We start from the raw sequence: 13751 nt of genomic DNA on the forward strand, positions 1-13751 counted from the left end.
GATGTAAATTGCGAGTCCACCCCTCGACTCGAAGGAGAGCGCACGTGACCGACCCGCTGGAGCGCCGTGTCCGCGCCTATCACCGCACGCCCACCACGGCCGCGGAGGCGAACAACGAGGACGTCGCGCTGAGCATGCACCTCGCGCTCGAGGGCCCGGACGGGTTCGTGCCGCTGTTCGACGACTACGGGGTCTTCTTCGCGCGCGTCGCCGAGACGCCCGCCGCGTCCGGAACCTCCGAGGAGATCCTGCGGTCGCTGGTCGACCCCCACCTGTTCCGCCTGGCAGACGGTGGGTTCGGGGTGGTGGCGACGCGCGTCGCGCGCGGCGGCGCGCCCGACGGCACCGAGCGCTCGAGCGTGCTCGTCGCGACGTCACCCGACATGCTCGCCTACACCGAGATCGGGCTCCTCGACCTCGGCGTGACGGACGGCGTGCATCGTCCCGCCGCCCGGTACGACGAGGCCGACGGCGCCTACCTGCTGTCCTGGGTGGACGATGCGGGGGTCGAGCGCCGCACGAGCGTCGCCGACCTCGCGGACGCGGCCACGGTGGGGCCCGTCGAGGAGGGCGCGGTCGCGGGTCTCGAGCACGGCGCCCCCCTGTCCGTCCCGGCGGAGGTGGCGCGGGGTCTCGAGGTGCGGTTCGGGCCCATCGTCAACACGGGCGCGCGCCCGCTGCCGGCGGTCGAGGTGGCGGTAGGCGGGGCCCTCGGCGCGGGAGACCTGCCCGCGCGCCTGACGCTCGACTACAGCGATGGCTCCGCCGGCTCGCTCGCGATCGCGTGGGACGCGGATGCGATCGCCGCCGTCGACACGTCGGTTCCCGGCACCCACGAGGTCGCCGGCCGCGTGCGCCAGACGGTCTACCCGACTCCGTTCGCCGACGAGCGCGCGGACCCGAGCGTCTACCGGTTCGACTTCAACGGCACCCAGACGTTCCTCATGATCGCCACCAAGGACCTCCACATGGATCCGGTGAGCAACTCCGGGGAGCCCGTCGGGATGCCGATCAGGATGGCCGACCGCATCGAGGACCTCTCCGACGAGGCTCTCGAGGCCGGCCGCGTCACCGAGGTCGACCTGCTGGTCCACGGCTCGCTCGACGCCGACGGCAACCCCATGACGGGCTGCTTCTGGGCGCCCGAGATCCACCTCATCGACGGCACGCTGTCGATCCTCTTCATGCCGTCCTACGGCGAGCCCACGGACATGTGGTCGGGCCGCGCGAGCATCGTCCAGCTCCGCAAGGACGAGCACGGGAACCACCTCGACCCGACCGTCCCGGAGCACTGGACCGCCGCGCGCCACGTGGTGCGCGCGGACGGCTCCGCGCTCAACGGCATTCAGGGCATCTCGCTCGACATGACGTACCTCGAGGACTCCGGCACGCATTACTACGCCTGGCAGATGCTCGGGTCCGTGTTCATCGCGACCATGGACCCCGCCGACCCCACGCGCCTGACCTCCGAGCCCGTGCGGATCATCGCGCCGGAGTTCGCGTGGGACAACCTCATCGCCGAGGGCCCGAATGTGCTCGCCCGCGACGGCCGCCTGTACCTCTTGTACTCCGGCTCGACGGTGGGTGACAGCTACACCACGGGCCTCGCGACCGCGGCCGCCGGCGAGGGCGTCGACCTCACCGACCCTGCGGCCTGGACCCGGCTGACCCACCCCATCCAGAAGTCGGGCCCGTTCAACGGCGAGATGCAGCTGGGCACCGGCCACGGCATGTGGTCGGAGGACGAGGACGGGAACCTCCTGTACGTGTTCCACGCGCGCACCGACCACAAGGGGCTCACCGGCCGCGACATGTTCGTGCGCCGGGTCCACTTCGCATCCGACGGCATGCCCGTGCTCGACATGGAGACCGAGGAGGAGCTGCTGCCCGCGCTGCGCGACGTGACGGTGAGGGTGGTCGTCGCATGACGGACCAGCCGTACGGCTACCTCATGGTCCACTTCCTCGAGGACCCGGACGGCTACGCCGAGAAGATCTACCTCGACCTGTCCGACGGCGACGACCCCGAGCGCTGGATCCCCCTCAACGGCGGCGAGCCCGTGCTGGCCTCCCACCTCGGGACCACCGGCGCGCGCGACCCGCACCTCACGGTGAACCCGCAGACCGGCACGTACTACATCCTCGCGACCGACCTGAGGGTGTTCGGCGGGGACCAGGCCGGTTGGGGCGCGTGGTCACGCGGCTACTCGACGCGCATGAACGTGTGGGAGTCGCGCGACCTCGTCGCGTGGTCGCCGCTGCGGCAGCTCGACGTCGCGCTTGGACCCGACGGCGAGCCGACGGCGGGCGCCCCCGAGATGGGCATGATGTGGGCCGCCGAGACCACCTTCGTCGAGGACCTCCACGGCGACGGGAGCGGCGCCTTCGTCGTGTACTGGACCTCCACCGTCGGCGACCACCAGGTGATCCTGTGGGGCACCACCACCGACTTCACGCAGGACACGTTCCGGTACGGCGGCGTGCTGCTCGACCAGGGCGAGGACACCATCGACACCACGATGATCCGTCACGCCGGCCGCACCTACCGCGTCACCAAATCCAACGGCCCGAGCGGGCGCGGTCTGTTCATGGAGGTCACGGACGCCGAGCGCTGGTGGGTGCCCGAGGCCTCCTGGCGCGAGGTCCAGACCCGGATCGGGCAGGGCTACGCCGCCGGCCACGGCGTCGAGGGGCCCACGATGTTCAAGGCCCATGGCGAGGACCGCTGGTATCTCTACGTCGACGTCATCCCGTCGGTGGGCTACCGCCCGATGGTCTCCACCAACCTCGACGCGGAGACCCCGTGGGCGCCGCTCGCGAGCGAGCGCTTCTCGCTGCGCGCGTCGACCAAGCACGGCGGCGTCCTGGGGCTCACGCGGTCGCGGCACGATGCGCTGGTCGCCGCGGACGCGCAGGCACCGGTGGTCGCAGACCTGGGCGAGGTCGCCGACCTGCCCCGCGCCGTGGAGGCGACGCTGCGCGGCGGGGGCACCGCATCGTTCCCCGTGACCTGGGAGGTCGCCGAGGACTGCACGGCCGTGGGCACGCTGCGCGGGACGCTCGGGGCGAACCTCAACGCATGGGAGGGCCAGGACGGCTCGACCGCGTGGGACGCGCCCGGCAAGGTGCCGTTCAGCGCGACGGCGCTGCGCGTGACCGCACGGGTCGCGCCGCGCTGATCAGCCGCGCCGTCGGGGCTTGAGGCGCACCTCGGGCATCGGCGGCGCGGGGATGCGCATGGCATCGTGGCCGGGGACCGTGCCGAACCGGCCGTCGTCGCCGTTCCAGGCGTGCCACGCGGCGACGATCTCGTCGTGGTCGCGCGCGATGAAGTTCCACCACATGACGAGGTCGTCGGGGAAGGGCTCGCCGCCCAGGAGCACCACGGTGGCGCCGGCGTCGGAGGTCAGCGTGACCGCGTCGCGGTCGGTGCCCAGGTAGAGGATGCCGCCCTCGGGCGGTGTGGGGAGGGTGCCCGCGCCATCCGCGACCCCGAGGTCGCCAGCCACGGGCACCAGGCCGTGCTCCCACGCCCGGTCGAGCGGCAGCGTCGCCCGCGCGCCCGGCTCGAGGGTGAGCTGGGCTCCCACGATGGGCGTGTACGCGGTCGCGGGCGAGACGACGCCCGCGAGCTCGCCGAGGATGACGGTCGCGGTCGCCCGGTCGCCGAGCGGCACCGTGGGCAGCGTGGCGTGCGACTCGAAGCCGGCCGCGCCGTGGCGTGCCTCCTCGGGCAGCGCGACCCACAGCTGGAGCGCGTCGAGCGGGATCGGGGAGTCGCCCACCGAGTACTCGGAGTGCGCGACGCCGTGCCCCGCGGTCATGAGATTGAGCGCGCCGGGTCGCAGCACCACGTCGGAACCGAGCGAGTCGCGATGGCGAATCTCGCCCGCGAGCGGCCACGTCACCGTCTGCAGACCCATGTGCGGGTGCGGCTCGACGCGCATCACCGCGTCCTGCGGGCCGAACCGGTCGAGGAAGCACCACGCCCCGATGGTGGTGAGCCTGCGCTGCGGAAGCGAGCGACGCACCGTCATGGCGCGCAGTCCACCCAGCGGCACGTCGCGCGCCTCGAGGACGGTCGCGACCGGACCCGGACGCGCACCCGCGCCGGGGCAGAGCGTCTCCGTGGCCGGGCCCGCGTCGTGCCGGGTCATGCGGCGGGCCACTCCACCCGGGAGCCCGGCACGTCCGTGCGGCGCAGATAGTCGGCGATGAACGGGCACAGCGGCACGATGGTCTCGCCGCGCGCGACCGCGTCGGCGAGGGCCTCGCGTGCGAGCACCGTGCCCAGCCCGCGGCCCTCGAAGGCCTCCGCGACCTCGGTGTGGGTGAACACGATCCGCCCCGACCGCAGCCGGAACTCCGAGATCCCCGCGAGGACCCCGTCGACGGCGAGCTCGTACCGTCCGGCCTCCTCGACGCGCGTGACCGCGATCGCCGGATCGGCGCTCACGCCTCCCCGCCGCTCACCCACGCGATCGCGGCGCCCTCGTCGCGGCCGCGGAAGATCCGCAGCTGCCCGGGGAACATGAAGGACAGGAGGTGGACCGCCTCGCCCAGCACCTCGTGATCGGTGACGAGCGCCAGGCGGCCCCACGCGCCATGGGGGATCGCCTCGAGCCGGACGTCCTCCCAGATCGCGCCCAGGGAGTAGCGGTCGAAGTCGTCGCCCAGCACGTAGACGAGATTGACGGGGCGCCCCGCGTCGACCGCGTGGGCGATCGCAGGGTCGAGCACGGCGCGGTAGTCCTCCGCGCTCACGAGCCCGGTGGCGCGAAACCCGAGGGTGTCGGCCGGAAGGTCGGAGATCGAGTGAAGCGGCATGCCCTCATCCTGTCCCGCGCGCCGCGGCCGCGCCAGCGATCAGCCGTTGCGAGGGTCGAACGGGTCCTCGTCGGCGCTCGGCCGCAGCGACCCGCCCGTGGCGAGACGCATCATGTCGGAGTCGAGCTCGATGTCGAGCTCGGTGCCCCCTGCGGAGCCGTACGTGTGCTGGTAGGCGCCCCAGGCATCGTCCCTCACGGCTCGTGCGAAGCCGGACTCCATGAGGAGGACCAGCTCGCGCGCGGCACGGTCGATGCGGGTGCCGAGCGACGTGTCCGTCCAGTCCTCGGTGGAGGCGAACAGGCTCGTGGGCACCGGGAGGGCGCGGAGGTAGGCGAACAGGGCGCGCATCTCCTCGTCGACCACGAGCGCGTGGCGCGCGGTGCCGGCCGTCGCCGCCAGGATGACGGGCTTGCCGATCAGCAGGTCGTTGTCGAGCACCTGGAAGAAGCTGGTGAACAGGCCCGACGCGCCGGCTTTGTAGACGGGGGCCGCGGCCACGATCGCGTCGGCGGCGACCAGCGCGTCGACGGCGCGCGTGACGCGCGGGCCGAGGAGCTGGCTCGACAGCGCCGCGGGCAGCTCCTGGAGGAGCTCGCGCAGGTCGACGGTGGTGACGGTGACGGCGTGCCCGCGCTCGCGGGCGAGGGCGGTGACGCGCTGGGTGGCGCGGTCGGCGAGCAGGCGGGTGGACGAGGGATCGGACACGCCGGCGCTGACGACGACGAGGCGGAAGTCGGTCATGGGTGCTCCTCGGGGAGGGAGTCGGGATCGGAGACGAGCTTGAGGGAGAGGGCTTCGAGGAGCGCGAGCTCCTCGTCGGTCAGGCGGGCCGTCATCGCGGCGGCGACGGACGCGCCATGCGCGCGGCCGATGCGGCGCTGGAGGGCGCGACCCTCGTCGGTGAGCGTGAGGTTGGCGGCGCGCGCGTCCGTGGGGTCGACGCATCGCGCGACCAGCCCGCGCTCGACCAGGCGGTCGACCAGCCGCGAGAGGCCGGGCTGGCTGAGCAGCACGTGGCCGCTCAGGTCGCCCAGCCGCTGCGGGACACCGCTCTTGGACAGGGTGTAGAGGACGTCGTACTCGCGCATCGACAGCCCGGCCCACACGTCGTCCGCCGCGAACTGCTTCATCAACGTCGAGTGGGCGGTGAAGGCCGCCTCCCACGCGTTGTTCGCGAGGCGCGTGCGGCCCCTCGCCGCACCCCGGGACGATGCCTGGGGTGCGGGCGGTACGGCAGGTGACGGGCGCATCGTCCCTCCTAAAGGGTCGGGTAGGACTCGACCGAGGTCTCGGAGTCCTGGTACGGCGAGCCGCCGGTGACGTTGTCGCCGCGGTTGGCGTTGGGGCGCGGCTGGCGCGGCGTCTGGTCGCCGTACTTGGCCTTGATGAGGTCCGCGTGCGACGGCGGGTTCGCCGGCGCCTCGGGGTCGCGCCTCGCCTCGAGCTCCGCGCGCAGGACGGGCACCACGTGCTCGCCCAGCAGGTCGAGCTGCTTGAGGACGGTGTCGACGGGCAGGCCCGCGTGGTCGACCAGGAACAGCTGGCGCTGGTAGTCGCCGAACGCCTCGCGGAACGTGAGGGTCTTGTCGATGACCTCCTGCGGGCTGCCGACCGACAGGGGCGTCATCTCCTCGAAGTCCTCCATGGTCGGGCCATGGCCGTAGACGGGGGCCTCGTTGAAGTACGGGCGGAACTGGTCGTGCGCGTCCTGGCTGTTCTTCGCGATGAAGGCCTGGCCGCCGAGTCCCACGATCGCCTGCTTGCGGGTGCCGTGGCCGTAGTGCTCGAAGCGCTGGCGGTAGAACGTGATGAGCCGCTTGTAGTGCTCCTTGGGCCAGAAGATGTTGTTCGCGAAGTAGCCGTTGCCGTAGAACGCGGCCTGCTCGGCGATCTCGGGGGTGCGGATCGAGCCGTGCCACACGAACGGCGGGACGTCGTCGAGGGGGCGGGGCGTCGAGGTGAAGCCCTGCAGCGGGGTGCGGAACTGGCCCTCCCAATCGACCACGTCCTCGCGCCACAGCCGGTGGAGCAGGTTGTAGTTCTCGAGCGCGAGCGGTAGGCCCTGGCGGATGTCCTGGCCGAACCACGGGTAGACGGGCGCGGTGTTGCCGCGACCGAGCATGAGGTCCATGCGACCCTGCGTGAGGTGCTGGAGCATCGCGTACTCCTCGGCGAGCCGCACCGGGTCGTTGGTGGTGATGAGCGTGGTGCTCGTGGTCACGGTGAGCTTCTCCGTGAGGGCGCCGATGTGGGACAGCAGCGTCGTGGGGGAGGAGCTGAAGAACGGCGGGTTGTGGTGCTCGCCGATCGCGAAGACGTCGAGGCCCACCTCCTCGGCGTGGACGGCGATCCTCACGATGTTCTTGATGCGCTCCGCCTCGGAGGGCGTGTGGCCGCTGACGGGGTCGCGGGTGATGTCCGAGACGGACATGATGCCGAACTGCATGGTGTGCCTCCCTGTGGGGCTCTGGCCGCCGGTGTCCCGGGACGAGTGTCCCGGGCCTTGCCGCCAATTATATGCGTACGCATGTAACTAACGCGAGGGCCCTCGATCTATTCCATCGCCAGGCTGGCGATCTCGACCGGGACCTTGGGCGGCTATCGCGGGCCCGGTGGTGCCCGTGGTGAACTGGGGGGATGCGTCTCACCCTGCACGGACACGCCTGCGTCTCGGTCGGATCAGACAGCGATGCGATCCTGATCGACCCGGGCGTGTACACGCCGGACCCCGCCACGCTGCTGGCGCGCGCGGACGCGGTGCTGATCACCCACGAGCACGCCGACCACGTCGACGCGGAGGCGCTCGGCGCGGCGCTGGAGGCGCGTCCCGCGCTGCGCCTGTACGGTCCCGCGGCCGTGGTCGAGCAGTGGTCCGCGCTGGGGGCGCGGGTGACACCGGTCGCGCCGGGCGACACGTTCGCCGTGGGCTCGATCACGGTCGCCGTCCACGGCGGGCTCCACGCCGTGATCCACCCCGACGTGCCCCGCGCAGTCAACGTCGGTTACCTGATCGACGGGCGCGTCTACCACCCGGGCGACTCGCTCGAGCCGCCCGCGGCTGACGTCGAGCTGCTCCTCACGCCCGTGAGCGGGCCGTGGTTCCACCTCGACGCAGCTGTCGAGCTGGTGCGCGCGCTGCGTCCCGCGCGAGCGATCGCCATCCACGAGGCACACGCATCCGAGGTCGGGCTGGCGCTCGCGGCCCGCCTCATGGGTCAGCTCGCGGGGGTGCCGCTCGAGGCGCTCGCCCCTGGGGAGGCGGTCGAGCTGTAGGCGTGCCGGCGCCTAGGCGCCTAGGTGTGGCGAGGCTCCTTGCGCGGCGCCATCGCGCCCGCGAGCAGCACCACGAGCACGCCGAACACGGGCACCAGGGCGAGGCCGACCCGCAGGCTCGACTGGTCGGCGATCCAGCCCACCAGCGGGGGTGACACCAGGAACGCGACGCGCAGCAGCCAGGACAGGATGGTGAGGCCGGTGCCCGCGCGGAGCCCGGGCAGCTCGTCGGCGGCGTGCATCGCGCCGGGGATCAAGGTCGCGATGCCGAAGCCCGCCGCGCCGAAGCCCGCGATGGTGCCCCATGGGGTCGGGAAGGCGAGCGCGAGCCCCATGCCGACCGCCACCAGGACGCCGCCCCACCGGGCGACGGAGCGCTGACCCCAGCGGTCGACCATGCCGTCGCCGACGATGCGTCCGACGAACTGGAGGCCTTGGAGCGACACGAACGCGAGGGCGGCGAGCGTCGCGCCGGCGGAGAGCTCGTCGCGCATGTAGCTCGCGGACCAGGTCGATGCGGCGTCCTCGGCCCAGCCGCCCGCCATCGCGATGAGGGTGAGCGCCCCGAGGAGGCCCCAGGTCCGCAGCGGCACGTGGCGCAGCGGGAGGTGCTGGAGGTGGGGGATCGTGGATTCGTCGGAGCCCTCCTCGCCCGCGTGCTGAGGCTCCGGTCCCTTGAGCAGCATGGGGTAGGCGATCGCGTTGGCGGCGATCACGATCGCGAGGGTGACGGCGAACTGCCACGGCACCCCGATCCCGAGACCGGCCGCGAGGCCGCCCAGGAGGCCGCCCGCGACGGCGCCGATGGACCACAGCGCGTGGAAGCTGTTGAGGATCGAGCGCTTGTACAGGCGCTGCACGCGGAGGCCGTGCGCGTTCTGCGCGACGTCGACCCACGCGTCCGTCACGCCGACTAGGAACAGCACGGCGCCGAACACCCACACGCTCTGAGCCATGCCCGCGACGAGCATCGCCGCGGCGGACGCGACCATCGTGACCGTCGCGACCCGTGAGGACCGGAAGCGGCGGATCGCGGCGGCGGCGAGCAGGCCGAGCGCGAGCGCGCCGACGGGCCACATCGCCATCGCCACGCCGAGCTGGCCGTACGACACGCCGAGCTGATCGCGGATCTCCGGCACGCGCGGCGCGAAGCCGCCCAGGACGATGCCGTTGGTGAAGAAGATCATGGCGACGCCCACGCGGGCACGCCGCAGGTGCGGGGCGACCCGCGCGCGGCCGGGGGCGGGGACTGTCACGGGATCACGCTACCGAGAGGTCGGCGACGAGAAGGTCCGCGAGGCGGGAGGTGGGACCCACGAGCACCTGGAAGTCGCCGGGCTCGACCACGCGCTCGCCGCGCGCGTTCACGATGCTGCACTCCGCGACCGGGATGGCGATGGTCACGGACGCCGAGGCGCCCGGCTCGAGCGCGACCTGAGCGAACCCCTTGAGCTCGCGGTCCGCCCACGTCGCCGAGGTGTTGACGTCGCGCACGTAGGCCTGGACCGTCTCGAGGACGGGCCGGTCGCCGGTGTTGGTGACGGTGACGGTGGCCTCGATGGCGTCGCCCAGCCCGAGGGAGGACGAGGCGAGGGTCAGGTCCGCGTACGACACGCTCGAGAACGACAGCCCGTCGCCGAACACCCAGCGCGGCTCCTGCGTGAGGTCCGCGTACCGGTAGCCGTGCTGCGCGTCGATCTGGTTGTAGAACGTGGGCTGCTGGCCCACGTGGCGCGGCCAGGAGATCGGCAGGCGGCCGGACGGCTCGATCGCGCCGAGGATCAGCTCGGCGACCGCGGTGCCGCCCGCCATGCCGGGGTTCGCGGCCCAGATCACCGCGGCGGCGCGGTCCGCGGACGCGGGGAGCACGTGCGGCTTCGACGCGAGCACCACCAGGACGACAGGGGTGCCGGTCTCGACGAGCGCGTCGAGGAGTGCGACCTGGCCGCCAAGCAGCTCGAGGGTGGCCGTCGACTTGCCCTCGCCCACGAGCTCGATGCGGTCGCCGAGCACGGCGACCACGGCATCGGCCCCCTGCGCGGCCGCGACGGCCTCCGCGATCATGCCTGCGTCGGGTCCCACGGGGAACGCGATGTGCGGGCGCGGCTGGCCGTCGGGGAAGAACTCGCCCTTGGGGTCGGGCCCGGTCGTGATGATCTCCGCGCCCGTGGCGTGGGTCACCTCCGAGCCCTCGGGTGCGAGCGCGCGCAGACCGTCGAGCACGGTGGTGATCATGTCGCGCGGGTGGCCGTCCATCAGCCAGTCCGCCTGTCCGGACGCGCCGGCCCAGTCGCCGAGCGTCCAGTCGGCGTCGTCGGCGTTGGGGCCCACCACCGCGAGGCGGAGCGGGCGGTCGGCCTGCAGCGGGAGGGTGCCGTCGTTCTCGAGCAGCACCAGCGAGCGGCGGGCCACCTCGAGGTTGAGGGCACGATGCGCGGGCTGGGCGATCACGGCGAGCTGGCGCTCGCGGTCGGCGGGGCGGCGGTCCTCGAACAGGCCCAGGTCGAACTTCAGGGTGAGGATGCGCGCCACGGCCTCATCGATGCGGGACTCCTCGAGGAGTCCCTGCGCGACCGCGTCCTGCGCGCCCTGGAAGAACGCGGGGGTGGTCATGATCATGTCGTTGCCCGCGTTCACGGCGGCGGCCGATGCCTGCGCGTAGTCGGGGTACAGGCGCTGCTCGCGGACCAGGTTGCCCACGTTGTCCCAGTCCGTGATGAGCGTGCCGGTGTAGCCCCACTCTCCGCGCAGCACGTCGTTCAGCAGCCACTCGTTCACCGTGATCGGGACGCCGTCCGTGGACTGGTACCCGAGCATGAACGTCGCGCAGCCCGCGCGCGCCATCCGCTCGAAGGGCGGCAGGTACCAGGAACGGAGCTTGCGACGGGAGATGTCGGCCTCCGACGCGTCGCGCCCGCCCTGGGTCTCCGAGTAGCCGGCGAAGTGCTTGGCGGTGGCGAGGATCGCCGTGCGGTCCGCCAGCCCGTCGCCCTGGTAGCCGCGAACCATCGCGGCGCCGAACTCGCCCAGCAGGTACGGGTCCTCGCCGAACGTCTCGGACACGCGCCCCCAGCGCAGGTCGCGCGCGATGCACAGCACGGGGGAGAAGGTCCAGTGGATGCCGGTGGCGCTCACCTCGACGGCGGTCGCGCGGGCGACGCGCTCGAGCAGCTCGGGGCTGAACGTCGCGGCCATGCCCAGCTGGGTGGGGAAGATCTCCGCGCCCTCGAAGAACGAGTGGCCGTGGATGCAGTCCTCGCCGATGAGCAGCGGGATCCGCAGTCGGGTCTCCTCGACCAGCGCGTGCGCCTGCTCGAGCCGCTCGGGCGAGGCGTGGAGGATCGAGCCGACGTGCATCTCCTCGATCAGGTGAGGCACGCCCGCGTACGTGTGCATCTGCAACATCTGACCCACCTTCTCCGGCAGCGTCATGCGCGAGATGAGGTCCGCGACACGGGCGGGGGTGGGGAGGGAGGAGTCGAGGTAGGCGGCGGTCACGGCGGTTCCTTTCGCGCGGCGGTGGGCGAACCCTGAGATGAGATTTCTACCACATGGTAAGATCGAGGTCGAAACGTTGCAAGCGGGAGGGTTCATGCGCGATCGCGAGCTGTCGGAGCGGGGCGCGGAGACGCGCACGCTCATCCTTGACACGGCGCTCGCGGCGTTCGCGGAGTCCGGCTTCCGCGGCACCTCGGTGCGTGACATCGCGACGCGGTGCGGCCTGACCCATCCTGCGCTGCTCTACCACTTCCCCACCAAGGCCGACCTGCTCATGGCGGTGCTGACGCGCCGCGACGACTCCGAGGGCACCGCCGCCGGCTACGACGAGCTCCGCGGCCGTGCGCTTCTCGACCACCTCGTGGAGACGGCGCGACGCAACGCCGGTAGGCGCGGCGTGGTCGAGCTCTACGCCACCCTGTCGGGCGAGGCGACGGCCCCCGACCATCCCGCGCACGCGTACTTCGCCGCCCGATACGCGTCGCTGCGACACGACGTCACCCGCGCCTACCGCGAGGCGGCGGAGGCGGGAGAGCTGGCCCCGCGCATCGTCCCCTCGCTCGCCGCCGCCCAGCTGGTCGCGCTGATGGACGGCCTCCAGATCCAGTGGCTCCTGGATCCCGCCGTCGACATGGCCGAGACCCTCGAGGCTCACCTCGCGGCGCAATTTGCATGACTTCTCATGAAATCGGGACCCAGGTCCCTGAGAACGGCTCCGCGTCGCCCCTAGCGTTCTGAGCAGGCGCTATCCCCGGCGCAAGGGCTCACGAGGCCCGCGACAAAGGAGAATGACAATGGCAGTCAACTCGCAGGTCGCCGAGAGCGCGACCGCCACCCGCAGCAAGCTCGGCTGGAGCATGCTGAGCGTCACGCGCATCGCGCTGGGCTTCTACTTCCTGTGGGCGTTCATCGACAAGCTGCTCGGCCTGGGTGTCCAGACCTGCCGCAGCGTCCTCGAGGACGGCACCGTCTCCATCGACCGGTTCTGCGACAGCGCCTGGATCAACGGCGGCCACGTCACCGAGGGCTACCTGGTCTACGGCGGCAACGCCTCCAGCCCGTTCCACGACTTCTTCGTGAACCTCGGCTCGCAGCGCTGGACCGACGTGATCTTCATGCTCGGCCTCCTCGGCGTGGGCCTCGCCCTCATGCTGGGCATCGGCACCAAGGTGGGCGCCTGGTCCGCCACCGCCATGCTGGTCTTCATGTACATGACGCAGATGTGGCCGACCACCAACCCCATCCTGGACGAGCACCTCATCTACGCGTTCGCCGCCATCGGCATCGTGTACGTCGAGCTCTCGCACCAGTCGTTCGGTCTCGGCAAGTGGTGGAGGAGCCTCGAGCTCGTCAAGAAGAACACCTGGCTGGTCTAGCCGGCAGTTCTCACGGGGCCCCGCGCGTCGCGCGGGGCCCCGTTCCCGTGCGCGCGCGACACGGGTCTTTTGCTCCGCTTCCAGCGGTGATGGCCGAATCGGCGTAGCGTGGGTGACGCGGACAACGGCGTCCGTGGGGGCACCGTGCCTCGGACCGCAACGCATCGCATCCTCGGGAGGCAATGATGAGCAGCACCGAACCGACCACCGCAAGCCAGTCGAGTCGCAGCACGTTCGGCTGGGTCATGCTGAGCGTGACCCGCATCGCGCTCGGCTTCTACTTCCTCTGGGCCTTCCTCGACAAGCTTGTCGGGTTCGGCTACTCGACGTGTCGCACCACGGCGGAGGACGGGTCCTTCACCATCGACACGATGTGCGACAACGCCTGGGTCAGCGGGGGCCACGTGACCGAGGGCTACCTGGTCTACGGCGGCAACGTCAACAGCCCGTTCCACGACTTCTTCGTGGACCTGGGCGGTCAGCGATGGACCGACTGGCCGTTCATGCTGGGCCTCCTGGGCGTGGGTCTCGCGCTGATGCTCGGAATCGGCACCAAGGTGGGCGCCTGGGCGGCCACCGCGATGCTGCTCATGATGTACATGACGCAGATGTGGCCGTCCACCAACCCGTTCCTGGACGAGCACATCATCTACGCGCTCGCCGCGCTCGGCATCGTGTGGGTCGAGCTCGAGCACCAGTCGATCGGCCTGGGCCGATGGTGGCGAGGGCTCGTGGGCGAGAAGAGCTGGCTGGTCTGACGAGACGCTCCGCGCGG

The 13751-nt window shown here is 71.7% G+C and carries 14 protein-coding genes; 6 read left to right on the plus strand and 8 right to left on the minus strand.

Going from position 1 to position 13751, the window contains the following annotated elements; translation table 11 throughout:
• Nucleotides 1-44: 44 nt before the first annotated feature.
• Both AOM01_RS03220 and AOM01_RS03225 read left to right on the plus strand, forming a co-directional pair.
• Nucleotides 45-1928 carry a family 43 glycosylhydrolase gene (locus AOM01_RS03220; protein ID WP_062288906.1) on the plus strand — a complete coding sequence of 628 codons (1884 nt, stop codon included), beginning with the start codon at nt 45-47 and terminating at the stop codon, nt 1926-1928.
• Nucleotides 1925-3178: a glycoside hydrolase family 43 protein gene (locus tag AOM01_RS03225; protein WP_228374200.1), complete on the plus strand. Its 1254-nt coding sequence runs from the start codon at nt 1925-1927 to the stop codon at nt 3176-3178. Before AOM01_RS03220 ends, AOM01_RS03225 begins: the two co-directional genes overlap by 4 nt.
• Here the strand turns inward: AOM01_RS03225 and AOM01_RS03230 are convergent, their stop codons facing one another.
• Genes AOM01_RS03230 through AOM01_RS03255 form a run of 6 tightly spaced genes read right to left on the minus strand, consistent with a single transcriptional unit; the run spans nt 3179 to nt 7275 of the window.
• The gene (locus AOM01_RS03230; protein WP_062288909.1) at nt 3179-4156 is read right to left on the minus strand and encodes a pirin family protein; all 978 of its coding nucleotides are present in this window, start codon (nt 4154-4156) and stop codon (nt 3179-3181) included.
• The gene (locus AOM01_RS03235) at nt 4153-4455 is read right to left on the minus strand and encodes a GNAT family N-acetyltransferase (protein ID WP_082109942.1); all 303 of its coding nucleotides are present in this window, start codon (nt 4453-4455) and stop codon (nt 4153-4155) included. The genes AOM01_RS03230 and AOM01_RS03235 overlap by 4 nt, the downstream gene beginning before the upstream one ends.
• The gene (locus AOM01_RS03240) at nt 4452-4826 is read right to left on the minus strand and encodes a SpoIIAA family protein (protein WP_062288914.1); all 375 of its coding nucleotides are present in this window, start codon (nt 4824-4826) and stop codon (nt 4452-4454) included. Before AOM01_RS03240 ends, AOM01_RS03235 begins: the two co-directional genes overlap by 4 nt.
• Nucleotides 4827-4865: 39 nt before the next feature.
• A complete protein-coding gene (locus AOM01_RS03245; RefSeq protein WP_062288917.1) occupies nt 4866-5570 on the minus strand; it encodes a CE1759 family FMN reductase in 705 nt (234 codons plus the stop codon).
• Nucleotides 5567-6079, minus strand: coding sequence for a MarR family winged helix-turn-helix transcriptional regulator (locus AOM01_RS03250; RefSeq protein WP_082109943.1), 513 nt, complete (start codon nt 6077-6079; stop codon nt 5567-5569). The genes AOM01_RS03245 and AOM01_RS03250 overlap by 4 nt, the downstream gene beginning before the upstream one ends.
• 8 nt (nt 6080-6087) lie before the next feature.
• The gene (locus AOM01_RS03255) at nt 6088-7275 is read right to left on the minus strand and encodes an LLM class flavin-dependent oxidoreductase (RefSeq protein WP_062288923.1); all 1188 of its coding nucleotides are present in this window, start codon (nt 7273-7275) and stop codon (nt 6088-6090) included.
• A 191-nt stretch (nt 7276-7466) separates the two neighbouring features.
• Between AOM01_RS03255 and AOM01_RS03260 the strand changes: the two genes are divergently transcribed.
• Entirely contained in the window at nt 7467-8102 is a 636-nt protein-coding gene (locus AOM01_RS03260; RefSeq protein ID WP_062288926.1) for an MBL fold metallo-hydrolase, read from the plus strand.
• A gap of 20 nt (nt 8103-8122) precedes the next feature.
• On the opposite strand, the gene AOM01_RS03265 is transcribed toward AOM01_RS03260, so the two are convergent.
• Nucleotides 8123-9358, minus strand: coding sequence for an MFS transporter (locus AOM01_RS03265; protein WP_062288928.1), 1236 nt, complete (start codon nt 9356-9358; stop codon nt 8123-8125).
• A gap of 4 nt (nt 9359-9362) precedes the next feature.
• Nucleotides 9363-11600, minus strand: coding sequence for a glycoside hydrolase family 3 N-terminal domain-containing protein (locus AOM01_RS03270; RefSeq protein WP_062288932.1), 2238 nt, complete (start codon nt 11598-11600; stop codon nt 9363-9365).
• Between the two features lie 94 nt (nt 11601-11694).
• On the opposite strand from AOM01_RS03270, the gene AOM01_RS03275 reads away from it, so the two are divergent.
• The 3 genes from AOM01_RS03275 to AOM01_RS03285 all read left to right on the plus strand — a co-directional run bounded on the left by AOM01_RS03275 (nt 11695) and on the right by AOM01_RS03285 (nt 13734).
• The gene (locus AOM01_RS03275; RefSeq protein ID WP_062288934.1) at nt 11695-12276 is read left to right on the plus strand and encodes a TetR family transcriptional regulator; all 582 of its coding nucleotides are present in this window, start codon (nt 11695-11697) and stop codon (nt 12274-12276) included.
• A gap of 118 nt (nt 12277-12394) precedes the next feature.
• Nucleotides 12395-12976: a hypothetical protein gene (locus AOM01_RS03280; protein WP_062288937.1), complete on the plus strand. Its 582-nt coding sequence runs from the start codon at nt 12395-12397 to the stop codon at nt 12974-12976.
• A 185-nt stretch (nt 12977-13161) separates the two neighbouring features.
• Nucleotides 13162-13734 carry a hypothetical protein gene (locus AOM01_RS03285; protein ID WP_156155808.1) on the plus strand — a complete coding sequence of 191 codons (573 nt, stop codon included), beginning with the start codon at nt 13162-13164 and terminating at the stop codon, nt 13732-13734.
• Nucleotides 13735-13751 lie beyond the last annotated feature (17 nt).

This window comes from Demequina phytophila, assembly GCF_000971135.1.
In the GTDB taxonomy this organism is placed as follows: domain Bacteria; phylum Actinomycetota; class Actinomycetes; order Actinomycetales; family Demequinaceae; genus Demequina; species Demequina phytophila.